Source organism: Nostoc sp. (genome assembly GCF_036917235.1).
In the GTDB taxonomy this organism is placed as follows: Bacteria; Cyanobacteriota; Cyanobacteriia; order Cyanobacteriales; family Nostocaceae; genus Nostoc.
In genome coordinates this window covers 1-25604 of sequence record NZ_JBALDU010000096.1, presented here as the reverse complement: position 1 = coordinate 25604, position 25604 = coordinate 1, and the positions used below count along the sequence as shown (strand labels likewise).

Here is a 25604-nt window from a genome sequence, read left to right as displayed (position 1 = left end):
CTTGGCTTTAGCACTATGTATACGTTGAACACAATAAACCCAATTTCGGATAATCCCAAAATAGGATATTTTTAGATGTCCTAGCCTAGTGCGTCACCTAACAGCCTGTCGTAGACATCGCAGTTCTTGTTCAAGTTCCTAAGTAAGTGCGAATATTTATGCAGAATGCGATCGCATTCTGTAATATTATCAATAAAAATCAGCATCATGAGTATTATCGTCTTCGGCAGCATAAATATAGATTTGGTAGCAACAACACCCCGGTTGCCAATTGCAGGAGAAACGTTGCTAGGAGAAGATTTTTTTAAAGTTTCGGGAGGTAAAGGAGCCAATCAAGCCGTAGCATTGGCAAAATTGGGCATTCCTACCCAGATAGTGGGGCGTGTAGGCGCAGACGATTTTGGTACGGAACTTGTTAACAATTTGCAAGCATCTGGTGTGCAAACTGATAACATTTTTGTGGATGAAACTGTTAGTTCTGGAGTCGCAATTATCACCGTGAGTCATACTGGTGAAAATCAAATCGTCGTCATTCCTGCTGCAAATGGGCGCGTCAATCAAGAAGATGTAGAGCGATTATCCCACTTATTACCAGAAGCTACAGCACTACTTTTACAACTAGAAATTCCGATTACTGCCGTGGTTACTGCTGCTAAAGCTGCAAAAGCTGCAAACATAAAAGTCATTTGTGACCCCGCACCCGCACAATCTAATTTACCAGATGAATTGTATCCATTGGTTGATATTATTACACCGAATGAAGTTGAAGCAGCGCAGTTGGTTGGTTTTCCTGTGAATGGAGAAGAACAAGCAGCTAAAGCAGCTGCGGTTTTATTGCAACGGGGTGTGAAATGTGCGATCGTCAAATTGGGTGCTAAGGGTGTTTTTTGTGCCACTGCTGAAGAACAGTTTTTTGTACCCGCGTTTTCAGTTCATGCAGTTGACACAGTAGCCGCAGGCGATGCTTTTAATGGTGGTTTAGCGGCGGCACTTTTTGAAGGACTTTCCTTACATCAAGCAGTTGTTTGGGGTGCAGCAGCAGGTGCTTTGACAGCGACAAAACCAGGCGCACAAACTTCGCTACCCGATAGGTTGACATTTGATGCATTTCTTAGGGAAAGGGGAATGTAAAGTGGCTTTCAAGGTAGGTATTTAAAAAAGGCATAGATAAGCAGGTAAAATGCTTATCTGATAGGGTTAGCAGAAATATCAGTGCGGAACTTCTGGACAATCCAGGGTGTGTAGCAGGAGAAATGCAGACAGTAAAAGTGAGGAATTAAGTATGGCACTATATCTAGACTCAGCGATCGCATCGGAAGCTGAAGTTGTTAAGCTTTGGGGATGGGTAAAAGGTATTACAACAAATCCTACGCTGTTATCTCAAAGCGATACTCCACCAGAAACCACGCTCAAAAAATTAGTTGCCTTGACAAATGGCCCGTTATACTATCAACTTATGGCATCCAATAAACCTGGGATGCTAGCTGAAGGTAGAAAAGCTTTCGAGATTATTGGTTCACAAACAATTTTGAAGATTCCCGCAACACCGTTAGGGTTTGAAGTGGTGGCGAGTCTATCGCCAGAGATTACCTGTTCGGTGACAGCGATTTATAGTGCAGCACAGGCAGCAGTAGCACGAGAAGCAGGAGCTAAAATTGCCATAGCTTATGTAAATCGAGCTACTCGATTGTTAGGTGACGGTATTGCCTTAGTGCGGGATATGGCTAGCGTACTCAAAGGCAGTGATACGGAAATCTTGGCAGCTAGTATCAAATCTCCTGAAGAAGCAGCCGCATCGTTGCAAGCCGGAGCGGATCATTTAACTTTACCATTGGCAATGTTGCAGGCGATCGCAACTCATGAATTCTCACAAAAAACTGTTGAAGAATTCGCTAAAGGAGGCATTGGTTTAACTAATTACTAATTCGTAATTCGGATGTGTTCAATAAGTGAATTTAGCTAAACTATAAAAATCAAATTTACTCAACATCTCCAAAAAGGTGAATACCGCAGGTACTTGCAGGGCATTAGATAAAGTTGCAGTTGCAATGACTCTTTCGAGCGGTGCAGGTAAACTGTATACCTGCACCTTTGGGGGAATGGGTACAGCTGCTAGACGAGGCATAATAGCTGCTCTCAATCCTTGATTCACCATACTAACGACTGTGGAATCTTCTTGAATGTCGGTAGCAGTATTGATTGGAATTGCTAAAGTCTTCAGGTGGTTGTGAAGAATGCGTCCGCAAGGTGTACAAGGAAGCAAAACCGGTGGATAGGCTGCGATATCTTCCCAAGTTATTTGCGGACTGCTAATTTTGGTATCTGGTGGTAGTAAAGCTACATACTCATCCCGAAAAATTTCCCAGGTTTCAAATTCTTCACCAGTTGGGAGACAGGTAATACCAATATCGGCACGTCCATCATGCAAACACTGCTCTACATCCGTAAAAGCAGCACACTCTATGATTGTGACAGCAATTTCTGGGAATTGATTGTGAAATTGTGCGATCGCTTTTGGTAACAGATGCGTGGCGACACTCCGAAAAGCCGCAATTCGCACATGACCACCATGTAAACCTTTATGCAGATTTGCTTCGTGTTGCATCATCTTTAGATGCTCCATTGCTTGACGCGCATGATGTAAAATGCGCTCTCCAGCAGGTGTCAGCACAGCACCGTGACGACCTCTCGCAAATAATGGCACACCCAATTCTTCTTCTAGGGTGGCGATCGCATGACTAATTGCAGGCTGCGAAAGCTGCAATTCTAAGGCTGCTTCACTAAAGTTACCACGATCTGCGACTGCAACTATGGCTCGGAGTTGGGAGAGTTTCATAGGCAATTGATGAGAACAAGGGTATACACATCCTGACTTTATTGTGGCAAAAAGGTTGTATTAGTGATTTTTCATATCTATAAATCCTATTTATAGAACCTATGCAAGCCATGATTTGATTCCTAACTGAGATGTTGTTACTGTTTTATTTACTGAGCAACTTTCAGGAATAATTTTATGAACAATAACATTAAGTATTTACAAAAAGAAGATATAGAAATAAATTGTAGTCCGTCATTCCAGAAAAAAATCAACTCCAACTTCTGGAAATCTCTGCATCTGATTTTGGAAAATTTTGTCAAAAAACTCCTAGCAGATCCGAATGAATTACAAGTTTGGCAAAAGGTTGACCGCTACGGTAATATCTATTGGCAAGCTTACGACCCAGCAAGCGGAAAATCTTTTTCTTCTGGTTCGGAAACTGATGTCTGTATGTGGATTGAACAGCTTTATAGGTATTAAAAATATGACACAACTTACTTTGGTAATCGGCAATAAAAATTATTCATCTTGGTCGCTTCGTCCTTGGTTAGCGATGAAGCAATTCGGTTTAGAATTCAATGAAATTCGGATTCCTCTCTATAACGACCCAGATTGTTCATCGAAAATTCGGCAATACTCGTCATCAGGAAAAGTACCTGTGTTATTGCACGATACGCAAACAGTGTGGGATTCTCTCGCTATTTGTGAATATATAGCAGAAACTTTTCCGAATCTGCAATGGTGGCCAGAGGATAAGGCTGCAAGGGCGTTAGCCCGTTCTGTCAGTGCGGAAATGCACTCAGGTTTTCAAAACTTGCGTCAGAATATGCCAATGAACTGCCGTACTAAATATCCTGGTAAAGGTTTAAAACCCGGCGTACAACAAGACATTGACCGCATTACTAATATCTGGCAAGAATCACGTCAAAAGTTTGGGGCTGATGGCAATTTGTTGTTTGGTAATTTCACAATTGCTGATGCGTTTTTTGCTCCGGTTGTTTTGCGGTTTGTAGCTTATGATGTGCAGTTAGATACTGTTTCTAGAGATTATGTTGAGTCAGTTTTAGCACTTACAGCAATGCAAGAGTGGATAAATGCAGCAAAAAATGAGACAGAAGTTATTCCCCAATATGAGTTTTAGTGAAATAGCAAATAGCGAGAAGACAAAGGATAGAAATATTTTAATTCGAGATGCAAATAAAAGCACCCGGTTGGTCAAGCACTCATGCTACGCTTGCGCCAAATTAGGACTACCTGCTTGCAAAACTAGGTTAGGAGAGTATTTAGGGCGACCTTTTATCTTTAGTAAAATTAAGAAAGGATGTTTTCAAAGATAGTCAGCTTATTTTTGAGACTTAAAAGTAATTTGTCCTACCCATTCAGGTAAAAGGTTGCCGCCCAAGAGGCAGAAATGCTTATTCTTTTTAAAGAGCGATCGCAACCTTTGTATCTCTGTTTAAACTATAATCAATTATAAGAGACCATTTATAAAATAAATCTAAAGAGGAACAGTTGAGCTACCTAAAGATTTACTTTATAATGGTCTCTAAATCCATTTTAATATTAGTAATGCCTAATATTCAAGAACACGTAAACACTCTAGTTACGAAATTGGTTCCGGGTTATAGATTTTTTCGTTTACAAGAACTCACAATTGACAAAAATCATTCAATTCAAACAGAAATTAATAGTCAATCAATTAAAGTTATCAGTTGGAATATTGCTAAACAAAACTATAATAATGCTTGGGTAGAAGATTTTTCCAAAATCATTGCAACTTATCAACCAAACCTTATATTTTTACAAGAGTTTTCTTTAAAGTTAGAGGCAGAAGAATGGGCAAAATGGCTGAAAATGAATTGGAGTTTTGCTCCTAACTTCGTAGATATTCATCATCAAACTTATTCAGGAATATTTACAGCATCGACAATCAGTCCAATTACCAAAAAAGTGATAACCACTAAACATTATGAACCGATTGTTAAAACTCCTAAAATTTCTTTAATTACTGAGTATCTGCTATCTGAGCAAAATATAACTCTCATGACAATCAATACTCATCTGATAAATTTTGTAGATATAAATAAATTTAAAATCCAACTAAATGAATTAGAGCAAGCGTTATCTATACATCGCGGGCCGCTAATATTTTCAGGAGATTTCAATACTTGGAGTCGAAAAAGAGCAGTTATTCTCAATCAAGTAACAACTCAATTGGGATTAACACCTGTAATTTTCGCACCTGATGAGAAGGAGAAAATTAAACGCTTCCTGTTATCGCCCCCTTTAGATCATATCTTTTATCGAGATATCAGTGTGAAAAAAGCTAGTGCTAAAGTGCTAGATCAAATTTGTTCATCCGATCACAAGCCATTGCTGGCAGAATTTACTTATACCAATACTCAAAAAAATTAAAATGCTTGTAGATGCTGGTGTTCTAGCTATTTTTAGCACAGCTACAGTTGTTGTTCATGTGGTGGGAGTTGCACATGCAGCCCATGCAGTGATGAATGTGCGTTCTTCCCAAGGGGCAATTGCCTGGAGCATTTCTTTAATTACCTTTCCCTGGCTAGCTATTCCGTTGTATTGGATTTTAGGAAGAACTAAATTTCATGGATATGCTGAAACACTGCGCTCAGTCTATGCACAACACTACAAGCTTGTTCATGAAACTTATAGTGAAGTTATTAAATTTCAGGTTGCGCCACCAGATAATCTAGCCGAGTTGCAACCATTAGCTGAGGCTTTTACAGAAATTTCTTTCACATCAGGCAATGCCGCCGAATTACTGATTAATGGTCAGCAAACCTATGAAGCAATGCTGAAAAAGATTGCATCGGCGAAAAATTATATTTTATTCCAATTCTATACTGTTAACGATGACCAATCAGGTAATGAGTTTAAAGAAGCTTTGATTGCTAAAGCCAAGCAAGGAATAAGCATTTACTTTCTCTACGATGAAATTGGTTCAAAGAAACTATCTCGCTCTTATATCGAGTCTCTAGAACAGCATGGAATTGCAGTGAGTGCATTTAACACCACCAAAGGTCAGGGTAATCGGTTCCAATTTAATTTTCGCAATCATCGGAAAATTCTGGTGGTGGATGGAGAAATAGCATTTGTAGGTGGACTGAATATTGGTGACGAATATTTAGGAAAAAACCCTCGCTTGAGTCCCTGGCGTGACACCCACATGATGCTCGAAGGCCCAACTGTACAATGCCTACAAAACTCCTTTGTGCGAGATTGGTATTGGGCTACTCGAAAACTTATCGAAGTTAACTGGCAGGTAAAAATTAATCAGGAAACGAATCAAACTGTATTCATACTTCCTACAGGCCCCGCAGATCAACTACCAGCTTGTAAGCTTTTTTTCATCGAACTAATTAATCAAGCTCAAACTCATCTTTGGATTGCTAGTCCATACTTTGTGCCGGATGAAGCAACATTGTCAGCCTTAAAATTGGCAGCAATGCGAGGTGTAGATGTGCGAATTCTCTTACCAAACCGACCGGATCACTTGTTTGTTTATTTATGTTCCTTTTCTTACTACACTGAAATGGAAAGAATTGGGATCAAGTTGTATCGTTATAAAAATGGGTTTATGCACCAGAAAATTATAGTAATTGATGAGAATCTAGCAGGGGTAGGAACTGTTAATTTAGATAATCGCTCTTTTTCTCTAAATTTTGAAGTTATGGGTTTTGTTACCGAGCCTGGGTTTGTCCAAGGTGTGAAAAAGATGTTAGAAGATGATTTAGCTGTCTGTGTTGCTGTTAATCTTAATGAGTACGATAAAAAACCTTTTTGGTTCAAGTTAGCTGTAAGAGTCTCTCGATTGCTGACCCCTTTACTTTAATCATTAATTATCTAATATTATCCAGTTGATTACTTATGGCGGTTCTCGGTTGAGTGAGGTACTCAAGTTCCCCACCCCCAACACCCTAAGAGCAAGCGAGGAGGGGACTTCTTTCTCTAGGAGACGCTACGCGAATTAATATGAGCCAATTTAATTAATTGTATCTTTCATAACATAGTTTGATTATTCGTAAAGCATTTTCTTTAGCAAATGCTCATCTTTTTGGGTGAATAGATGAATATGATAATCCATCGGGCAAAGTTAAGGTAATTTACTCAGTGGTGTTGCTAAACCGTCAATGCTGACGAGATTTTTCCGCTGTTGATATTCTCGAACTCCCTCTTCACCTTTTTTACTAGCCCAGTTTACTAGAGTCTGGCGCTGACCTTGATATTCATAGAGTGGTACGCCAAAACCACAGGAGGTCTGGATTTTTTCAATGTCAGCGACGATAATTTGACGAGTTCCAGGTATCGGCAAAAACAGAGAATAGAGGGATTCCCAGTCTGGAGAACTCGGTAAAATTGTGCTTCCTTGACCGTAAAGACGCAAGATATACGGGGGTTCTTCAAAAGCACAAAACATGAAGGTTATCCGCCCATTTTCTTGCAAGTGCGCTGATGTTTCATTACCACTACCTGTGAGGTCTACATAACCTACTCGGTTGGGAGACAGGATACGAAAGCAGTCCTGACCTTTAGGAGACAGATTAACATGACCCGTAGCACTCAAAGGTGCAGAGCCAACAAAGAAAAGGTGTTGGGCTGCAATAAAGTCTTGCAGTTCTTCAGTAATATAGTCAAAAAATTTAGACATAGACTGTCTGATTTATATTTGCAAATTTCTTATATTCTCAGCCTATGTCTTAGCTAAAAATCTAGCAAGGTATAATTACTGAATCTCTGACTTCTCGAAGGGGAGTGGAGAAAAGTGTTATTGTCTCATGTATCTACTAGCCATTTGGATGGCATCAGCGATATCGACATCACCATCACCATCAGCATCCAAGAAGGAATTTAGTACAGGATTTCCACCAGCTTGGGGATTTTGAGCATTGGCACCTGATTGCAAAAACTTTAGCACCAAAGGTACTGCCAAAGGTAGCAATTGTTGAACGATACCAGCATCCAACCCAGTGCGCTGGGCAGCAACTTCAGCTACTTGCTGTTGTATCTGAGGAGAAAATAAGGAATTGACGGCTTGAGGGTTGGCAGAAGTACCAGCATATTGATTGACTAAATTTTGTGTGGCTTCATTACCATCTGTGGCTTGTTTGTCTTGTAAAGCAGAACGCACTTGACCACCCACAATTGACAAAACTGATTGGATGGTAGAAGGATCTGCGCCTGTGCGATCGCTCAACTGCTGTACAGTATTAACAATATTTCCTATTTGACCTAAGCTGCCCTGTTGATTGGGATTAGCGACTGCACCAAGAATTTGATCGAAAAGTCCCATAAGTTTGTTTCTCTCTTTGTTCTCAAAAACTTGCCAAAACTGGCTTAAAGTTTTTTGTGTACACAGACTTTTGTAAGTCTACTAAAAGATTAGAACACGCTAGCTCTAAATTTTAACAACTACTAGCTTAAAAATGAGAAATCGATTGAGCGATCGCAAAACGCTCAACCGATCGCCCAATATTTGCTCTACGCTAATGCCGCTATCTTCTCTAGCAAGCCTTGAAACAACCTCAAGCCATCACTACCCCCTAGCGTTGCGTCTGATGCCCTTTCTGGATGCGGCATCATCCCCAATACATTACCCCGGCGATCGCAAATCCCGGCAATGTTGTTCAGTGAACCGTTGGGATTCTCCCCTTCATAGCGAAATATGACTTGCCCGTTATCTTCAATTTCTGCGAGAGTGGCTGCATCAGCGTAGAATCTTCCCTCTCCGTGGGCAATGGGCAAAGTGATAACTTCACCAGTTGTATAAGCTTGCGTCCATAGATTAGCACGCTCAACTTTCAAGGGGACGCGATCGCAAATAAAATGTAAATCCCGATTTCTGGTTAACACCCCTGGCAAAAGTCCAGCTTCAGTTAATACCTGAAAGCCGTTGCAAATACCGAGGACAAACTTACCCTTTTGGGCGTGTTCTACAACCTGTTGCATCACGGGTGAAAAACGCGCGATCGCACCACAGCGCAGATAATCACCGTAACTAAAGCCACCAGGTATAATAACGACATCCAAATCAGCAATATCTGTTTCTTGATGCCAAACCATGCGCGTTGGTTGCCCCAGTAAATCTCTGGTTACATAAGCAACATCGCGATCGCAATTAGAACCGGGAAAAACAACAACACCGAATTTCATGATTAGTTAGGGGAGTGGGGAGGCAGGGAGGCAGGGAGCAGGGGAGCAGGGAGCGGGGGACAGGGAGCGGGGGCAGGGAGCGGGGGAAAAATTCCTCTCCTCTGCACCCTTCTCCCTGCCCCTCTGCCTCTTGTGCCCAATCCCTAAAATACCCCAGTTTGAGTTTCGACCTCAATTAATTCAAAGCGGTAATTTTCAATTACGGGATTTGATAGCATTTGGTCACAAATGGTATCAAGGTCTTTACGCGCTTTCTTCTCATCAGTTGAGGTGATGGTGAGTTCAATGTACTTGCCAATCCGCACTTGGTCAACGTTATCGTATCCCAGTTGCTTAAGACCGGATTGTACAGCCACACCAGCGGGGTCTAAGACTGAAGGACGAAGGGTCACGAAAATTTTGGCTAGATACTTGGTTTGCACGGGCTTTTGCTGAATGCTGCGATCGCTATACTATAACTTTCTGTTCCAACTGAGTGAAAATAAGATTACGAAGCCGTTAAAGTTAATCGATCGATTAGCTCATTTAACAGCTTCAAACTACAGTGCCATACTTAAATAATTGTCTATGAGAGCCATACGCACCCGCAGTCAAGAGCGTATTTTCAACCTGCTGAAAACCATCAAAAAAGGCATTTCTGCCCAAGATATTTACGTAGAACTACGTAATACAAATCAGAGTATGGGTTTAGCAACAGTTTACCGTTCTCTAGAAGCCTTAAAACTCGAAGGCATGGTACAAGTGCGGAATTTGGCTAACGGTGAAGCCCTTTATAGCCTAGCACAACAAGATAAACACCACCTTACTTGCTTGCAATGTGGTGTCTCAATTCCGATTAATCAATGCCCGGTTCATGACTTAGAAAACCAATTAGAATCAAGCCATAAGTTTAAAGTTTTTTATCACACCCTAGAGTTTTTTGGGTTGTGCAGTCAATGTCAGGTAAATCAAGGTACTGACATTGGTTAATAGTTATACCAATTCTATGACAGGAATAAAGCGTGTTTTACTTTTGAATTCTGAATTTTTCTGTAATCAATGCTTTATTCAAACAAAACTCAACCAACTAAACACGTCTGTAACTGTTAATTGCCAATTTTCCAAAACACTCAGAACAGGCAAAACATCTTGATTTTCTTTTAATTCTGGTAATTTATTAGGTTCAAAAATCATGATTGACTCATCAGCAGAATCGAGCAACCAACCTAGCTTTGCTCCATTTTGAATAGAAAATGTAATTTTGCGGATAACTCGGTTGGCTGATTGCTCTGGTGAGAGAATTTCGATTATCCAATCTGGGGGAATCTCAAATTTATTGGTAATACTACCTTTTGCATCAAGGGGAATTCTTGGCCATTCAAACACAGCAATATCTGGTACTATCGAAAATCCGCTAAACGTGCAGCGTAGTTCAGTAAAGGCATAAGCTAATTTTTGTGGTTTTGCAACTTGATTTATGGCAGAAGCTAATTCAATTTGTAAAGTGCTATGTTTTCCTTGTGGCATAGGTTTTTGGTATATTTGCCCGTTGAAATACTCGCTTGCTGGTTTTGTCTCTGCTAGTTGTAAGAACTTTTCTAAACTTAGTCCTGTGGTTGGCTGAATAGATAATGTCATAATTTACAACTTATCAAAATTTGATTATTTCATCATGAGAAGTATGGGACAAGCGTTGCGTAGGCGTAGCCTGTAGTAGACATCAGATTCTTCTTACTAGTAATTGTAATTTTATCAAATAGTTTAGATGAAATATGAGGTGAACCTAAAATGTGTTCACTATCTTTCACCATATCTATTTTTTAGATATTACTGAATAAGATATAAAGTGGCTAAATCCAATTACAATAATGTAAACAGGAAATTTTATTTAATATTTAAGCTTAACGACAGGAGTAATGAAGTGTTGCGAATTAGCATTGAAGAAGCAGCTATCAATTTAAAATCTTTCTTGGAACAGGTAGCTAGGGGAGAAGAAGTAATTTTGCTGGAGCAAGATAAAGCTGTAGCTCGTTTAGTTCCTCTGCTACAAAAGGAACAACGGTTAGCAAATATGAAACAATTTCGAGATTCCCTGGCGATTGAGGGTGAGTCTTTGAGTGCAACCGTCATAAATGCGCGTACAGAGAAACGTCGTTGATTTATTTAGATACAAGCATTATTGCTCCTTTATATTGGACAGAAGCTTTAAGCGATGCAGTTGAACAGTTACTTATCAATGAAACTGAAGTTGGTTTGAGTCAATTGGTTGAGGTTGAACTGGTTTCTGCGCTATCGCGTCGAGTCACAATGCGAGAAATATCTCAGCAGGATGCAACAGCTATTGTAGCGAGGTTCCAAGCAGATTTAGATAGTGGATTTTATACTCAAATTAAGGTGGAAGCGGTTCACTATAATTTAGCGCGTGAGTGGATTAGTCGATTTGATACACCATTGCTTACACTGGATGCTCTACATTTGGCGATCGCATTTCAAAATAATATCCGATTGGTAACGGCTGATGAAGCTTTAGGAACAAGTGCTGAAGTTTTAGGAGTTGAGGTTTTGTTACTGCGGTAAATCAACTAAGTCGTCATCTGCCACATTTCCTACACAAGCGCGATACCGAACAGCCCGTCGTAGACATCGTGTGAATTTGCTGTCAGGTATCGCCAAAAACTTATTCCCCATTTCTCACAATTCTATTAATTCCACAATTACCAGAAGTGTAATAGGCTAAAATTATTAAGCTCCATCTTCCATAGCGCCTAATGCTTTGAGAGTTGCTTTTTTAGATTCGGTTAAACCTGTAACGCCTGTAATGTTCATATCTTCGTAAGGTCTTTTTGGTCTAAGGATTCGTATACAATTACCTGTGCTAGTGTTCCAAAGCATTATTGTGCCATCACAACTACAACTAGCAAGCATTTTACTATCCAGACTAAAAGCAACTGAACGAATCCAAAGAGAATGACATTCTAAAATTTTCAGGCATTTACCACTGTTTATATCCCAAAGTATTACAGTTTTGTCGTCTGCACCACTTGCTAGAGTTTTACCATCTGGACTAAAAGCAACTGCGGATACTGATTTGGTGTGACCTTGTAAAGTTTTCCATAATTTACCCGTGGATGGACACCATAACCCAACGCTTTCATTAAGAGTACCACTAGCTAAAAGTTTACCATCTGCACTAAAAGCTATTGAACGTGTCCAAGGGCCCCTTCCAATTTCTAATGTTTTAAGAAGTTCACTCGTATAGATATTCCATAGCTTTATCTCTCCGCCATAATTGCTAATAGCTAATGTTTCACCATCGGGGCCGAAAGCAACTGAGCGTATTGAGTGATTGTCTTCAAAAACTTTCCAGCATTCTCCCAGTTTAACATCCCATAATCTTACACTTCCGTCACCACTACCACTAGCAACTATCTGAGCTTTTGGGCAGAAAACGATTGATTGCACCCAATCACTGTGTCCCCGCAAAATGTTTAAGCATTCTCCTGTGCGGAAATTCCATAATCTGACTGTTGTATCAGCACTACCGCTAGCAAGTATTTCACCATCTTTATCAAGAGCAACTGATTGCACCCAATTGGTGTGACCTTGTAGAATTTTTACAGATTTACCAGTGGCAACATTCCATAATTTTACTGTTGTCTCATCATCTGCACTAACAATCATCTCACCATTTAAGTTAAAAGCGACAGAGTTTATCCAAGTGCTGTGTCCCTGTAAAACTTTTTGGCATTCACCTGTAGTAACACTCCAAAATCTTAGTGTCTTGTCATAGCTACCGCTAACAAGAGTATCTCCATCTGGACTAAAAGCAATTGAACGTACTGAATTGAAGTGTCCCTTTAATGTTTTTAGACATTTACCTGTTTTTACATCCCAAAATATGATATTTTCGTCGCCGCTACTAGCAACTATTTTACTATCAGGGCTAAAAGCAACTACTAATGATGAGATATCATGCCCTTGCAAGGTTAAATTACATTCGCCTGTATTCACATTCCATAATTTTATAGTTTCATCATAACTACCACTTGCAAGCATCTTACCATCTGGACTAAAAATAACTGATTTTACAGAGTTTCTATGTCCTTCTAAAGTTTTTAAACATTGGCTAGTTTGAATATTCCATAATTTTATCGTGTAATCAGCACTACTACTAGCAAGCATCTCACCATCTGGACTAAATACAATTGAGTGTACTAAATTAGTATGCCCCAGCAAAATCTGTAAGCATTTACCAGTTTTAATATCCCATAATCTTACTGTTTGGTCATTACTACCACTAGCAAGAATCTTACCTTGAGAACAGAAAGCAACTGAATTTACAGAATTATTGTGTCCTTGTAAAATTGTTAAGCATTTACCAGTGCGTGTATCCCATAACCTTATAGTTTTATCGTGACTACTGCTAGCAACTTTATTACTATCGTGACTAAAGTCAACCGAAAGTATTGCGTTAGTATGTCCATTACAAGTCAAAATTTCTTCGCCAGTAGCAACTTTCCATATACGAACAATACCTTCACCATCACCAGTAGCTACAAATTGACTATCAAAACTATACGCAACTGAGAAAATTGCACCAAATACTTTAGTAAAAATACTGTCAACCAAATTTGCTTGTGCAAGATTAACATGATGCAAGCTAGCCTCACTAAAATCAGCACCTTTAAGCACAGCACCGCTTAAATTTCTTCCATTCAAAGCAAACTTGTCAATCTTTACCACAACTGTTGCTGCGTTTCCCCCAACATAACCAACCTCATCTTCACTTTTCCCCTGCGTCTCCTCAATAATCTTAATTACTGATTCCTTCGCCTCAACATCAATCATCCCTACCAGCAAATCCATCACCGCTTTTGTTAAAGGTGCTTTACCAAAAGTCACCCTCAATTTCTCCAACGATTCACTGACAAATCCCTTCAGTGCCGCAGCAGGTAAAATCTCTCCAGCTGCGTCTACTTGACGACTGAAATAAGCAGACCAATTATAATCAATAGGTACAGCATCATGATTTATCTGGAAGCGCACTCGCGCTAACTCAGTAAAATCGCTAGATAATGCTCCCAATTCTGCTGCAAATTTATACGCTACAAAAAACTCTAACAGCGAGCGATGTGCTGGAGTATAGTCGCCATCAGCATTGCGGATGAGCATTGTTTGCCCCATCATGTCGTAATGCCAGTGGTCTAAATCTTTTTCTTCCTGCACCACCGAACCAAATAACCGTCGAATTCTGTCAGGGAACAGCCGATAATTGAGGCTCATTTCGTCTGTAGACAGCATTTCCCAAGAAAGTTCGCACAAAAAGTATAACTTTTCTGCCAAAGAAGTAAAAGTGCGATCGCTCTTAATATCCCGTTCCATTTTCCGCCGCACCGCGTATAAGTAAACCCGTGACATATCCACAGGTTTACCCGCCTCAATATCTGGCAAAGCTTCCAAAATTAACTCTGTCATCACCGGACGACGGGCTAAATCCAATAATTGCGGATTTCCCATTACTTGTTCAACTGTTGCAGCTTCCGTTTGATGCGACAACACCAGCCGAATTTGCTCGTCGTTAAATTTCTCAAGTTCCAGCACTTCAAACTGCGGTGTTTCCCCTGTTAGTTGCTTAGTAGAAGCTTGCAACTCGGCATTGAGTAAAGCGCGTCCTTCCTTTGCATCAGGAAAATGTTCAGTGCGACAAGTCAAAATAACCTTGGCACCCGGAACCACTACTTTTGCCAGTTCCCAAAAGTTATTAATCATCTGCTGACGGTCAACTTTTGCTGCCATTTCGTCAAAACCATCGAAAATTAGCAGCAATTTGCCCATCTGGTTAAGTTGGTCAAAGACTTCGCTAGTTAAACGAATATTATGTTGTGTAAAAAAGAACCCCGCTAAAACGTTCTCGACATTTATCGCTTTGGCAAAATCCCGCAGCGTAATTACCAAAGGCAAGCGGGGACGTTCAACACCGCGTTTTTGGGCATCTCGATAACGTTGCAATGCCACCCAAGCATAATGGAAGGCAAACCAAGTTTTCCCCGTACCAAATTCTCCTAGTATAGAAATATGCTCTTTGGCTGGATCGTCCAACCACATATCAATATAACCATCAATCCAACCATCGCGATCGCTATAGTGACTGATGCCGATACGCTGTTTAGTATCGGGGTCAATTTCCTCTTTTGTGCAAGCTAGAGGAACATATTTTGTATCGATTTGCCGCCGGATAATTTCCGCTTCTAACCAATCGAGATAATCGCTAAAATCAGCATCTTGGTCAATGAGTTCGTCAAAAGTATAACAACCTAAGTGGCGATTTTCCTCCTTTTCCACTTCATTGCGCGCCGCGCGGGCAATCCGTCTTGCTGTTACTAACCAACCTTCATCAGTTCTCTGCTGTTCCACAGAAGAACGCAAAAGAGCTACATCCTTGAGTCCAACTTCCCCTTCAATTCCCCGGATTAGGATGCGGTCATATCGGTTACGCCGTGTCGGAACATTAATAATCCACTCAAAATATGAATCGCCCCAAATTTCATACTTTTCAAAGCGGTAGCCCAAGGTTTCAAACCAGCCGCGCATTTGTTGAGCTAGGGCTATGGCTCGACATTGATTTTCGGTAGATGTTTCAGCTTCCGGTAGTGTGGGAGAACTTGATGCAGCCAACCGCGCTATTTCTGTACGAATACCTTCTAGCGTCGGCAACCTATCGAGTAATTCTTGGATATTAGCAATGCGTTTTTGTAAAGAGCCAATTTGTTGACTCATTAGTGTGTCTGCTGGGTTGCGAGTGCGTTTAGCAACTTCGGCAAAAACAATATAAAATGCGGCAATTTCTCGTCTAATGTCAATTCCCAAACTTCTAATGTCATCACCCAACGAGTATGCATTAAGCCAAGCATCAACCTCAGAAAGTAAAATTGAGGGGTTATTATGGTCAAATGCTTTGCGAAAAGCCTGTTTTATTGCTTCTTGGCGAAAAAGTTCTAAACAAGGCTTGGGTTTTCCAACGCCGTACTCTACCAGTGCATAAGCATAAACGCCACTAAAATCTGCTGGTGGATGCTCTGGAGAAAGATTAAACTGCTGAAGTAATTTAATTACAGTCTCATTGCGCTGAATTTTTTCCTTAATTAAAGGATTCGCGATCGCAATAATAGCGTTGATAACCTGTTCTGGGTTAATTATCATTAGTCATTTGTCATTAGTTTTTAGAAAGAGACAAGGAAGAAACTTGTTCCCTTGTCTCCACTCTCCAGTTCTTACTCCTAACTAGGGCGATTATTTTCTAATCCTGGGATTTGCTTGGAAAACAACTCGTTAGAGTCAATTTGACCATTTGAGATAACGGAACGCATACCCTCGAAAGCAGCAGGAATAGTACGCGGATCTATAAATAGTACCTTGCTGCTATCGCTTCTACCAATTGTTGCGCCCATATCCAAATAACCCAAGGCAAACAGTACTTCCACTGCTTTATTGGCATTGGGATTTGTCTGGAGCTTTTGGGCTATAATTTCTGCTGATTCTGCGATCGCTTGGGCTTTCAAAACTTGTTGCTGACGTTCTGCTTGAGCCTTCAGAACAAGCGACTTTTGTTCAGCTTCTGCTTGCAGAATTGTCGATTTTTGACGAGCTTCTGCATCCAAGATTTGCGCCTCAGCTTTACCTCTGGCGCTATTGACAGAAGCTTCGCGTTCACCCTCAGAAGTTAAAATTGCTGCCCGTTTGCGTCGTTCTGCCGACATTTGCAATTCCATCGATTCTCGCACTGCCTGAGACGGAATAATATCTCTCAGTTCTACCCGTGTCACTTTTACACCCCAAGGATCGGTAGCAACATCCAAATCCTGTAATAAAAGCTCACTGATGTGAGAACGAGCAGTAAAGGTTTGATCTAACTCCAGTTGTCCCATTTCGGCGCGAATTTGAGTCAACACCATATTTACCATTGCCGACTGGAGATTTTCTACCTTGTACCAGGCTTTTTCCATATCCACGATGCGCCAGTAAAACACCGCATCTACCTCAATGCCAACGTTGTCACGAGTGATGCACTGTTGGGGAGGAATATCTAAGACTTTTTCGCGGATAGTTTCTCGGTAGACAACTCTATCTAAGAAAGGAACGACAAAGTTTAGTCCTGGTTCTAGTTTTTTGTTATAGCTACCCAATCTTTCCACCAAAGCTTGATTACCCTGATTGATGACTTTCACAGAACCTGCCACAGCAGAACCACCAAGAGCTAAAAATACTAGTAAAAAAAACTGTTCCATTGTGAATCTCCTAATTTTTAAGTATTAAATGTCACTCAAAAGAAGAAGAGAGTAAGGGATAAGGTAGCAAAAGAAGACGAGGAACTACTGCCCCCTGCCCCCTGCCCCCTGCCCCCTGCCCCCTGCCCCCTGCCCCCTGCCCCCTGCCCCCTGCCCCCTGCCCCCTGCCCCCTGCCTCCTTCCTAAGAATTCAACAGATTTTCCGGTACAACAATCAAAGTAGTACCTTCCCTCCTAACCACATAAACTCTTTGATGCGGTGGTATGGTAAATTTGTCATCGTCACATCTTGCTTGCCAAGAATTTCCCTCATACCGCACCCGCCCTGTTTTTCCAGGCAGAATTTCTGTTAAGGTTTCAGCTATGACTGCATCCCGAATTTTTGATTTGCGTTGTCTTGGTTGCAAAAACCGACGAGAAAGCACGATTAGTATTGTGGAAAGCAAGAGCCAAACCACAATTTGCAACCATACACTTCCCATACCCACTCCAGACAGCAGCGCCACCACAAAAGCGCTAATTCCCATCATGAAGGCGACAAACGCCGATGGTAAAAACAGTTCTGTTAAACACAAAACTGCTCCTGCCAAAAGCCAGATTAAGGTAAAACTTGGCATAGCGCCATCCTAGTCTCTACATTGACGTAAATGCATTTCTACGATTAGATACAGCCAGACATAAGTTATTTACAGAAAACAAAACTGGGTATTTCTACCAATAATTTTGATTAATTTCAGTAACAAGGTGTAGCTAGCAGTACACAAGTCCAGTTTATTCTAGCCTTCAATTCATTGCCAGCTAAAGTTAATCGAAGTTTATGTATAAAGAAGAATTCTGACTCCTGACTCCTGTTTTATGATTTCTACTCAACTGATAATTTTTTGTATAAATCCACGCTGTAATAGCCCCATTAATCCGATGGGAGATAACGTTTGTGCTAGTTGCCAAACTCCTTTGGTTCATCGCTATCTTTGGGCGACTGGCTCATTGTCTGCTTGCATCCCACCAGGCACAAAGGTAGCAGATAGGTATGAGGTAATTAAACAACAGATTTGGCTGGATACTCAACCGGGACTGCCGCCAGATGTACCTGAAGAATTGCCAACGGAAGTAATTCCTTATTTACAGTTATATCAAGAACGGTTGCATCTGCCCCAGGCTTATGGATTTGCTAGTAATCTTGAGCAAGATACAACTGATATCCTCTTATTGGAAAATGCACCGATAGACAGAACAGGAAATATCTATCCAACTATTGTTGAGGCTTGGGAGGAAGCAACGGCAGTACGACAAGTTTATTGGCTGTGGCAAATTCTCCAACTTTGGACACCTCTAGCAGAATTAGGACTTAGCCGCAGTTTACTAGTAGTAGACAATTTGAGAGTCGAAGGTTGGTGTGTGCAACTGTTGGAACTCTACCAAACATCAGCTGATGAAAAGCTGAGTTTACAAAATCTGGGAGAGTGTTGGCAGTTTTGGGTAGTTTCTGCAAAGGCATCAGTAGCTAAAGCGTTACAGAACATTGTCCAGCAGATGTGTGAAACTGAGATTGAGTTAGAGGAAATTAATATTCAACTCAATAATTTACTACTAGCGGCTGCGGCAGAATTGCCATTAGTCTTAAAGGTGGCAGGTTCTACAGATATTGGCCCAATGATGGCGCAAAATGAAGATGCTTGCTATCCCAATAGTTTGAGTGATTTAGATGAACCTTTATTGCGCCACTTGTCGATTGTTTGCGATGGCATTGGCGGGCATGAAGGCGGTGAGGTTGCGAGTCAGTTGGCAGTGCAGTCTGTAAAGTTGCAAATTCGCGCTTTACTAACTGAGGTAACAGAACAAACTGCACTTTTTCCACCTGAGTTGTTGCAGGAACAATTAGAAGCAAGCTTACGGGTGGTAAATAATGTAATTTGTGCCCGCAATAACGAACAAAAACGCCAGGGCAAAGAACGCATGGCTACAACTATTGTCATGGCGTTGCAAGTTCCACAACGAATCCAGACAAGTACTGGGTGGCAATCAAATAATACCCATGAGCTTTATTTGGCTAATGTTGGCGATAGCCGTGCCTATTGGATTACTCGCAATTATTGCCAGCTACTGACAGTAGATGATGATGTGGCAACGCGAGAAGTACGCCTTGCTAAAAGCTTGTATCGAAAGGCACTTTTTAGACCAGATGCAAGTGCCTTAACTCAAGCATTGGGGACAAGAGATTCAGAATCTTTGCGTCTCAAGCTTCAGCGATTTATTCTGGAAGAAGATGGCATTTTGCTGCTGTGTTCTGATGGTTTAAGTGATAATAACTGGGTGGAACATTCTTGGCAGGATTATGCAATACCCGTGTTAACGGGGCAAATGACAGTTGAAGATGCTGTCCGTAACTGGATTAACTTGGCAAACGAAAAAAATGGGCGTGATAATACATCGGTTGTGATGACTTATTGTCGTGTCTCTCCAGAATACTTAGTACCTGTGACTCCGGCGTTGCCAGAAGAGATTATAGAAGCAGAAATACAGGAAGAGGAACTAGAGGAACTAGAAGAACTAGAAGAATTAGAGGAACTAGAAGAACCAACTTCTTTTACAGAAAGTTCGCAAGCTTTGCTAGATTTAGATTTAGATTTGGATCTAGATTTGGATCTTTCAGAGGAACCACCTCTCAACCCAGAAATTCCACCAACTTTAATTACAAAACCGAAGCTGGGTAAACCTTTGGTAATACTGGGAGGGGTGTTGGCGTTGCTTGTAGGGGGTACAAGTCTGGGATTATTTGCTTGGTGGCAAATTAATCCTCAAGGATTCCAACAGATGTGTCGGCAACTTCCCCAAAAAGTGCAGTCAGCGTGTCCGACTGGGAAATAGATTATACCGAAATATTTTAATGTTGATGAGAAAGATGGCAGTATTAATAAGGAATATTGTAATGTTGATGAGAAATATTGCAATATTTGGGAAAAACATTGCAATGTTGATGAGGAATATTGCAATATTTGGGAGAAAGATTGCAATGTTAATGAGGAATATTGCAATGTTTGGCAGAAATGTTGCAATCTTGACAAGAACTACTTGTACATTCAGAGTGACGGAGAAGAAAATAGCGATCGCTTGAAAGCTGCCATTTGTGCGATTATCAGAAGGCAAGTTGTCTTCACATTCAATCGTCTCCCTCTTACAAGGCTTTGGGTTTGATGAACTTGAGGGTCATGCGATCGCTTTCCCCTATAGTTAGGAAGCGTTGCCTGTCTTTTTCACCTTGGCTCAAAGTTGGAGGTAGTGTCCAAACTCCGCCCGGATAGTCTTTGGTATCTTTGGGGTTAGCATTAATCTCTGATTTGCCCACTAATTTGAAGCCAGCTTTCTCGACAGCAGCAATTACCCCATCTTCAGACATATAGCCTGTTTTAATACTCTCTTGTAAAGAAGTCCCTCTAAGGGCGCGGTGTTCTTCCACTCCTAAGATGCCCCCTGGCTTCAATGCTTTGTAAGCCGCCGCGTAAACCTGCTCGGCATAGCCAGCTTTCACCCAGTTATGAATATTGCGGAAAGTAACAACCATATCCACAGAGTTTTTTGGGGCTAGGGTAAGTTCATTTGGGGGATTGATTTGGGCTACTTTGACCTTACCAAAAACCTCTGAATTAGCTGCCAGTTTCTCTTGCAAAGCCAAAGCAGGTTTACTTGTGCTAGGAGCAAAGTTAGTAACTATCAGTTGTCCCTTGGGCGCTAGAAATGGGGCTAATATCTCAGTATACCAGCCGGTACCTGGCCACAATTCAACCACCGTCATATTTGGGCGCAGACCGAAGAATTCCAGGGTCTGGGCTGGGTGGCGGTACTTGTCTCGAAGACGATTCTGCTCTGAGCGATGACTGCTGGTGAGTATAGTTTGAAGTGTAGTTGTGCCGTTGAATGTCGCTTTTTCGCTCTCGTTGGCTAGAACATTGGGGGGCATTACGGATGCCAAGACGAGGAAAGCTAGAGTCAGGGCTTTCAGTAAGCCTTGGCGGGGGATGAGATTTTGTGCAAATTTCATAGCTGTTGTTTTCATTGTCCCCTTCAGCATAAGGGTTAATAGCGACAGCAAACCCTTTGGGTATATAGGATATAGAAAAGTCTTACATCTCTCAACAATGCCTAACCCTAAAGGTAATCCAGAAAATTTAAAACCACTTAAGTCTGATATAGCGGTTCTCAGTTGAGTTAGGTACAAGAACCCCACCCCCAACCCCCTCCCCGCTCTTCGAGAGGGGACTATGATTAACCCTCCCCGTATGTATTGGGGAGGGAACTAGATTCCTGTTTCCCCCCAATATATCGGGGGGATTAAGGGGGGTAATTTGACTTGTGTATACACCGTAGCTCAAGAAGCAGGGATAGTGGAGTTGTGAAGTTTGGGGTCTCGCCCACACAGCGCATTCACAATCGCTGTGGCATGGCTTTTAAATTCCCAGTTCTACTGGGTTCTGAGGGTTCCAAATTATTTTATGGCTTTCAAATTCAATTTTTCTATTAAGTGTTCTCTTAAATTATCGATATTACACCACTCCTTCATTAACTTGTTACCAGACAACGATTTAGCGCAAGTGTTATGGCAACCCCATCTGGCTCGCATTACCTGCTGATCAACAGGAATACTGTCCCAATTCCTCAAATCAGCAATCCAATGAACCTTAACCCATCGAAAAATCCCCCACGTATCATTTACCCATTGAGGTTCATCCTCACTTCCCTCATTAACCAGTTCAACTACGTGTGTCAGGTATCTCTTATTGCACCCATCAGGTATTTTTTTTTGCTCTCCTGTGATATCGTTTTTGCACTCATGCGGTACTTGAGAAAGGATGATAAGAGATCCTTTTGGTAATTTATGGGCGTGAGATTCTACTACTCTTGTACTTTCACGTCTTTTAAAGTTCAACCGAAAGTAAGCTTTAATAGGATATTCAGGATACGCCCACTCTGTTTCATTACCTTGGTCTGTGACATTTTTGATATAATCCAGACGCTTATAATCCATTATTTCTTACTACTGCCTTGTATTAACTAGACCTTTTTCCATATCTAGTTTGCCCAAACTCTCATAAAAAACTTTTAGGTTTATGTTTGCCCTACCTTGCCAAGTGCAAGTGTGCGCATAAAATTCCTTGAATTATCTGTTGTACAGCTTCTTTACTCAAGCTGCCATCAACCCGAACAATTCGTGAGGGATAGGATACTGCTAAATGTGCGTATCCTTGTTGAACGCGGCGATGAAAAGCGATTGTCTCCTGTTCAATGCGGTCTAGTCCGACTCCATCTCCCCGTTTGCGGGAAAGTCCCACTTCGACATCGACATCTAGCCAAATAGTTAGATCGCTTTCTAAACCACCAGTGGCAATATTATTCAGCTGATTGATTAAACTCATGTTCAGACCGCGACCATATCCTTGGTAGGCAATGGTAGAGTCAGTGTAGCGATCGCATAAAATATATTTTCCAGCTGCGAGATTTGGTTTAAGCTCTTGTTCAACGTGTTGGGATCGGTCAGCAGCATACAATAAAAGTTCTGTCAATTCTGCAACTGGCTTGTCCTCTGCCTTTTCTAATAGCAAGCGGCGAAGATGTAAACCTAACTCTGTTCCCCCAGGTTCGCGAGTTACCACCACAGAAACACCGAGACTTTCCAACCACTCAGAACAAAGCTGCATTTGGCTGGTTTTGCCACAGCCTTCCACCCCTTCAAATACAATTAATTTCCCACCCATGCTTTTTTGTTTGCTGCTATAAACTGATTCGCTGACGTTTCATCAGATCAAGAATAGCGCGAAGTGTAAAATCTTAAGCTGCGATCGCGTAGGCGTAGCCCATCGTAGATATCGCAATTTATGATTCAATACAGTTCAGATAAGACCAAAACACTTGTAGAGACGGCGATTTATCGCGTCTATGATTTAGTTGTCTCACAAATTGCCGTAACTGAGACGGTACAGTATCTCGCCAGCCTTGGGCACAAGCAATATACCTTCGTCCTCTCGATTCGCCCATTCTGTCGGTTGAATGGTCGCCGGGTCACGATAGTTCAAGTTATGAGCAGCACACCGTTCAGCAGAAATGCCAGTAGCTAAAGTGACGCGAATCCGCGCTTGTTCTCCTTTTATCGGATCAAAAGTACCCATCCCTTTTAAGTGAGTACTATGGGCTAGCACTCCAGCAGGATAGTCTTGAAATTTATGCCACTGTTTGAGAAAGTAATCCCGCACATGATAGCCAACTTGGGACAGAATTTCGCCGTGTGTATAGCTAAACTCGGTAATATGAGGCGCATATATAATTACTTCGCCTCCGTCGGCCACTACTGGCTCTAGCTTGTACATTCCTTTGGCTGCTGTCCAAATGTCATCATACATTTGGGGCATGACTGAAAGCACTTGTTTAAAAGACCGATCTACATATTTAATATGCAGTTTAGCTGATAATTTTGCAGCATCTTCCCAAGCTGACTCTGGTTGATCTATATAAAGTCCAGCTAGCTGATTTGTTTTGGGTGCGACTACCATCGCTAAACAAAGTTTCGGGGTAGAAATCAGGTTAGCGGCTCGGTTAATCAAACGCCGGACTGGTGTGATTCCCAGCGTACCAATAATTTCGTAACAAGTAATTAAAGCACCTAACCAGTGGGAGAGATTAATTACTTCTTGACCACCAATACCAGGGAAAAAATATTTATTGCCACCAGAAAAACCGACAACTTCGTGGGGAAAAACTGGGCCGCAAATCACGATCAAATCGTATTCTGTTACAAGCTTATTAATACGCACATCAACTGACTGATGCAGCATTCCATTACTAATTTCTGCTATCTCTTCTGCCGAAATTATTCCACAAGAAATAAAGGTATCTGGCTCATTCCAAAGATGGTTAAAGATGCGAACTTTTTTAAAAGTTGTTTCTCGCTCCTTCTGTGTCACTCCCACCAAGTGATTGATTTGTTCTTCACTCATGGGATTATGTGTACCCAGAGCGATCAAAAAATCTAGAGATGCAACCCTTTGACCCAACTCCTGATGAAGCAATCGAAACATTTGCGGGATGGGAGCAGTGCGGGTACTATCTGGAATTAACACCAAGATGCGCTGTCCATCAAACTTAGGGTCTGCGAAAGCTTGCTGAACTAGCCCGAAAACTTGCTCATCTGAAAGTGTCCCGTTATTTACAGCTAGTGAATACATAGATTAAACTCCACTGTAGATACTAAATCCACCATCTACGGGCACAACTACCCCGTTGACGAAACTAGAACCAGAACTACATAACCAGATCAAGGTGCTGAGTAATTCATCTGGTTTTCCGAAACGTCCGGCGGGGGTATGGTCAATAATTTTTTGCCCTCGTTTGGTCAAACTACCATCTGCATTTAGGAGTAAATCTCGATTTTGTTCCCCAATAAAAAACCCTGGTGCGATCGCATTTACTCGCATTCCATCACCATATTTTTGGGCGAGTTCTACAGCTAGCCAGCGAGTAAAGTTATCTATCCCCGCTTTCGCCGCTGAGTAGCCAACCACCCGACTGATCGCGCGAATAGCAGACATAGAAGAAATATTCACAATGCAACCGTGGGGCTGACTTCTTTCCACCATTGCTTGACCAAAAACCTGACAAGGTAGTAGAGTACCAACTAAATTGAGGCTAACCACTTCCTCAAAGGCTGTATGTGGCATATCAAAAATAGTCGCATCAGGAGTAATTGTTGCAGCCGGAATATTACCACCAGCCATATTAACCAAGATATCTATTTCACCCCAACGCTGTATAATAACATCCCTAGCGATTTCTAATTGGGAGCGATCGCTAACATCTGCCACCACAGCGATACTTTCTCCACCGTTAGCAGTAATCTCAGCCACCACCGCCCCCGCCCTAACTTCATTGCGACCCAAAACGACCACTCGCGCTCCAGCCAGAGCCAAACCCCTTGCCATAGCCCCACCAAGCACACCAGAACCACCAGTAACTACAGCTACCCGCTCCTTCAAACTAAAAAGTTTACTTAAAATCAAATCTGGCATCAACCATTCCCCCGCTCATTTAAATTCGTAATTTGTAATTAAAAAAGTCAATATTTTATCTGGGTTTGCAGATTTCCTCTGTAGCTAGGACTAGGGCGTGTTTTCAAACTACTCGTTTAGCCTGCTAAGTTTTTAGATCCCCCTAAATCCCCCTTAAGAAGGGGGACTTTAAAAAACTCTTAGTCCCCCCTTTTTAAGGCAGGGCTGATTCATTCCACAAGGGCAAGAAGTTTGTCAATATCATTAGAGAGAAATCTTTGAGCAATTGTGATGGAAGGATAACCATTTCGA

At 41.5% G+C, this 25604-nt stretch carries 25 protein-coding genes; 10 read left to right on the top strand and 15 right to left on the bottom strand.

The window, feature by feature from the left end; translation table 11 throughout:
* The first annotated feature begins 207 nt into the window (after nucleotides 1–207).
* A complete protein-coding gene (gene rbsK / locus V7K44_RS27100; protein ID WP_334936190.1) occupies nucleotides 208–1131 on the top strand; it encodes a ribokinase in 924 nt (307 codons plus the stop codon).
* 151 nt (nucleotides 1132–1282) lie between these two features.
* Nucleotides 1283–1924, top strand: coding sequence for a transaldolase family protein (locus V7K44_RS27095; RefSeq protein ID WP_334936188.1), 642 nt, complete (start codon nucleotides 1283–1285; stop codon nucleotides 1922–1924).
* An 18-nt stretch (nucleotides 1925–1942) separates the two neighbouring features.
* Here V7K44_RS27095 and V7K44_RS27090 read toward each other — a convergent pair whose 3' ends face one another.
* Nucleotides 1943–2836 (bottom strand): LysR family transcriptional regulator, encoded by an 894-nt coding sequence (locus V7K44_RS27090; RefSeq protein WP_334936186.1) that lies wholly within the window; start codon nucleotides 2834–2836, stop codon nucleotides 1943–1945.
* 177 nt (nucleotides 2837–3013) lie between these two features.
* On the opposite strand from V7K44_RS27090, the gene V7K44_RS27085 reads away from it, so the two are divergent.
* From V7K44_RS27085 to cls, 4 genes are all read left to right on the top strand, one after another.
* On the top strand, nucleotides 3014–3298 hold the full coding sequence (locus V7K44_RS27085; RefSeq protein WP_334936184.1) for a hypothetical protein: 285 nt from the start codon (nucleotides 3014–3016) through the stop codon (nucleotides 3296–3298).
* A gap of 4 nt (nucleotides 3299–3302) precedes the next feature.
* Entirely contained in the window at nucleotides 3303–3959 is a 657-nt protein-coding gene (locus V7K44_RS27080) for a glutathione S-transferase family protein (protein WP_334936182.1), read from the top strand.
* Between the two features lie 371 nt (nucleotides 3960–4330).
* Nucleotides 4331–5233: an endonuclease/exonuclease/phosphatase family protein gene (locus V7K44_RS27075; RefSeq protein WP_334936180.1), complete on the top strand. Its 903-nt coding sequence runs from the start codon at nucleotides 4331–4333 to the stop codon at nucleotides 5231–5233.
* 1 nt (nucleotide 5234) lies between these two features.
* Nucleotides 5235–6677: a cardiolipin synthase gene (cls, locus tag V7K44_RS27070; protein WP_334936178.1), complete on the top strand. Its 1443-nt coding sequence runs from the start codon at nucleotides 5235–5237 to the stop codon at nucleotides 6675–6677.
* 261 nt (nucleotides 6678–6938) lie between these two features.
* Here the strand turns inward: cls and V7K44_RS27065 are convergent, their stop codons facing one another.
* The 4 genes from V7K44_RS27065 to purS form a co-directional block, all read right to left on the bottom strand.
* Nucleotides 6939–7493, bottom strand: a complete 555-nt coding sequence (locus V7K44_RS27065) for a pyridoxamine 5'-phosphate oxidase family protein (RefSeq protein WP_334936176.1) — start codon at nucleotides 7491–7493, stop codon at nucleotides 6939–6941.
* Nucleotides 7494–7610: 117 nt separating this feature from the next.
* On the bottom strand, nucleotides 7611–8135 hold the full coding sequence (locus tag V7K44_RS27060; RefSeq protein WP_334936174.1) for a DUF937 domain-containing protein: 525 nt from the start codon (nucleotides 8133–8135) through the stop codon (nucleotides 7611–7613).
* A 188-nt stretch (nucleotides 8136–8323) separates the two neighbouring features.
* Complete coding sequence (purQ, locus tag V7K44_RS27055) at nucleotides 8324–8995, bottom strand: phosphoribosylformylglycinamidine synthase subunit PurQ (protein WP_334936172.1); 672 nt, start codon at nucleotides 8993–8995, stop codon at nucleotides 8324–8326.
* 143 nt (nucleotides 8996–9138) lie between these two features.
* Nucleotides 9139–9417, bottom strand: coding sequence for a phosphoribosylformylglycinamidine synthase subunit PurS (gene purS, locus V7K44_RS27050; RefSeq protein WP_322667807.1), 279 nt, complete (start codon nucleotides 9415–9417; stop codon nucleotides 9139–9141).
* 145 nt (nucleotides 9418–9562) lie between these two features.
* Between purS and V7K44_RS27045 the strand changes: the two genes are divergently transcribed.
* The gene (locus tag V7K44_RS27045; RefSeq protein WP_334936169.1) at nucleotides 9563–9964 is read left to right on the top strand and encodes a Fur family transcriptional regulator; all 402 of its coding nucleotides are present in this window, start codon (nucleotides 9563–9565) and stop codon (nucleotides 9962–9964) included.
* 78 nt (nucleotides 9965–10042) lie between these two features.
* On the opposite strand, the gene V7K44_RS27040 is transcribed toward V7K44_RS27045, so the two are convergent.
* Complete coding sequence (locus tag V7K44_RS27040; protein WP_334936167.1) at nucleotides 10043–10612, bottom strand: Uma2 family endonuclease; 570 nt, start codon at nucleotides 10610–10612, stop codon at nucleotides 10043–10045.
* A gap of 283 nt (nucleotides 10613–10895) precedes the next feature.
* Between V7K44_RS27040 and V7K44_RS27035 the strand changes: the two genes are divergently transcribed.
* Together V7K44_RS27035 and V7K44_RS27030 are read left to right on the top strand one after the other, a co-directional pair.
* Complete coding sequence (locus tag V7K44_RS27035) at nucleotides 10896–11132, top strand: type II toxin-antitoxin system Phd/YefM family antitoxin (protein ID WP_334936165.1); 237 nt, start codon at nucleotides 10896–10898, stop codon at nucleotides 11130–11132.
* A complete protein-coding gene (locus tag V7K44_RS27030) occupies nucleotides 11129–11551 on the top strand; it encodes a type II toxin-antitoxin system VapC family toxin (RefSeq protein ID WP_334936163.1) in 423 nt (140 codons plus the stop codon). Before V7K44_RS27035 ends, V7K44_RS27030 begins: the two co-directional genes overlap by 4 nt.
* Here the strand turns inward: V7K44_RS27030 and V7K44_RS27025 are convergent.
* From V7K44_RS27025 to V7K44_RS27010, 4 genes are all read right to left on the bottom strand, one after another.
* Entirely contained in the window at nucleotides 11540–11662 is a 123-nt protein-coding gene (locus tag V7K44_RS27025) for a hypothetical protein (protein ID WP_334936161.1), read from the bottom strand. The genes V7K44_RS27030 and V7K44_RS27025 overlap by 12 nt on opposite strands.
* A gap of 54 nt (nucleotides 11663–11716) precedes the next feature.
* A complete protein-coding gene (locus tag V7K44_RS27020) occupies nucleotides 11717–16174 on the bottom strand; it encodes an NACHT domain-containing protein (protein ID WP_334936159.1) in 4458 nt (1485 codons plus the stop codon).
* A 77-nt stretch (nucleotides 16175–16251) separates the two neighbouring features.
* Complete coding sequence (locus V7K44_RS27015) at nucleotides 16252–17259, bottom strand: SPFH domain-containing protein (RefSeq protein WP_334936157.1); 1008 nt, start codon at nucleotides 17257–17259, stop codon at nucleotides 16252–16254.
* Between the two features lie 182 nt (nucleotides 17260–17441).
* The gene (locus V7K44_RS27010; RefSeq protein ID WP_334936155.1) at nucleotides 17442–17876 is read right to left on the bottom strand and encodes an NfeD family protein; all 435 of its coding nucleotides are present in this window, start codon (nucleotides 17874–17876) and stop codon (nucleotides 17442–17444) included.
* Nucleotides 17877–18114: 238 nt separating this feature from the next.
* Between V7K44_RS27010 and V7K44_RS27005 the strand changes: the two genes are divergently transcribed.
* A complete protein-coding gene (locus tag V7K44_RS27005; protein WP_334936153.1) occupies nucleotides 18115–20127 on the top strand; it encodes a protein phosphatase 2C domain-containing protein in 2013 nt (670 codons plus the stop codon).
* A gap of 307 nt (nucleotides 20128–20434) precedes the next feature.
* Here the strand turns inward: V7K44_RS27005 and V7K44_RS27000 are convergent, their stop codons facing one another.
* The 5 genes from V7K44_RS27000 to V7K44_RS26980 all read right to left on the bottom strand — a co-directional run bounded on the left by V7K44_RS27000 (nucleotide 20435) and on the right by V7K44_RS26980 (nucleotide 25313).
* Nucleotides 20435–21298 (bottom strand): class I SAM-dependent methyltransferase, encoded by an 864-nt coding sequence (locus V7K44_RS27000; RefSeq protein WP_334936152.1) that lies wholly within the window; start codon nucleotides 21296–21298, stop codon nucleotides 20435–20437.
* A 444-nt stretch (nucleotides 21299–21742) separates the two neighbouring features.
* Entirely contained in the window at nucleotides 21743–22282 is a 540-nt protein-coding gene (locus tag V7K44_RS26995) for a hypothetical protein (protein ID WP_334936150.1), read from the bottom strand.
* Nucleotides 22283–22373: 91 nt separating this feature from the next.
* Complete coding sequence (gene tmk / locus V7K44_RS26990) at nucleotides 22374–23009, bottom strand: dTMP kinase (RefSeq protein WP_334936148.1); 636 nt, start codon at nucleotides 23007–23009, stop codon at nucleotides 22374–22376.
* A gap of 195 nt (nucleotides 23010–23204) precedes the next feature.
* Entirely contained in the window at nucleotides 23205–24473 is a 1269-nt protein-coding gene (locus V7K44_RS26985; RefSeq protein ID WP_334936146.1) for a lactate racemase domain-containing protein, read from the bottom strand.
* 3 nt (nucleotides 24474–24476) lie between these two features.
* A complete protein-coding gene (locus V7K44_RS26980; RefSeq protein WP_334936144.1) occupies nucleotides 24477–25313 on the bottom strand; it encodes an SDR family oxidoreductase in 837 nt (278 codons plus the stop codon).
* Nucleotides 25314–25604 lie beyond the last annotated feature (291 nt).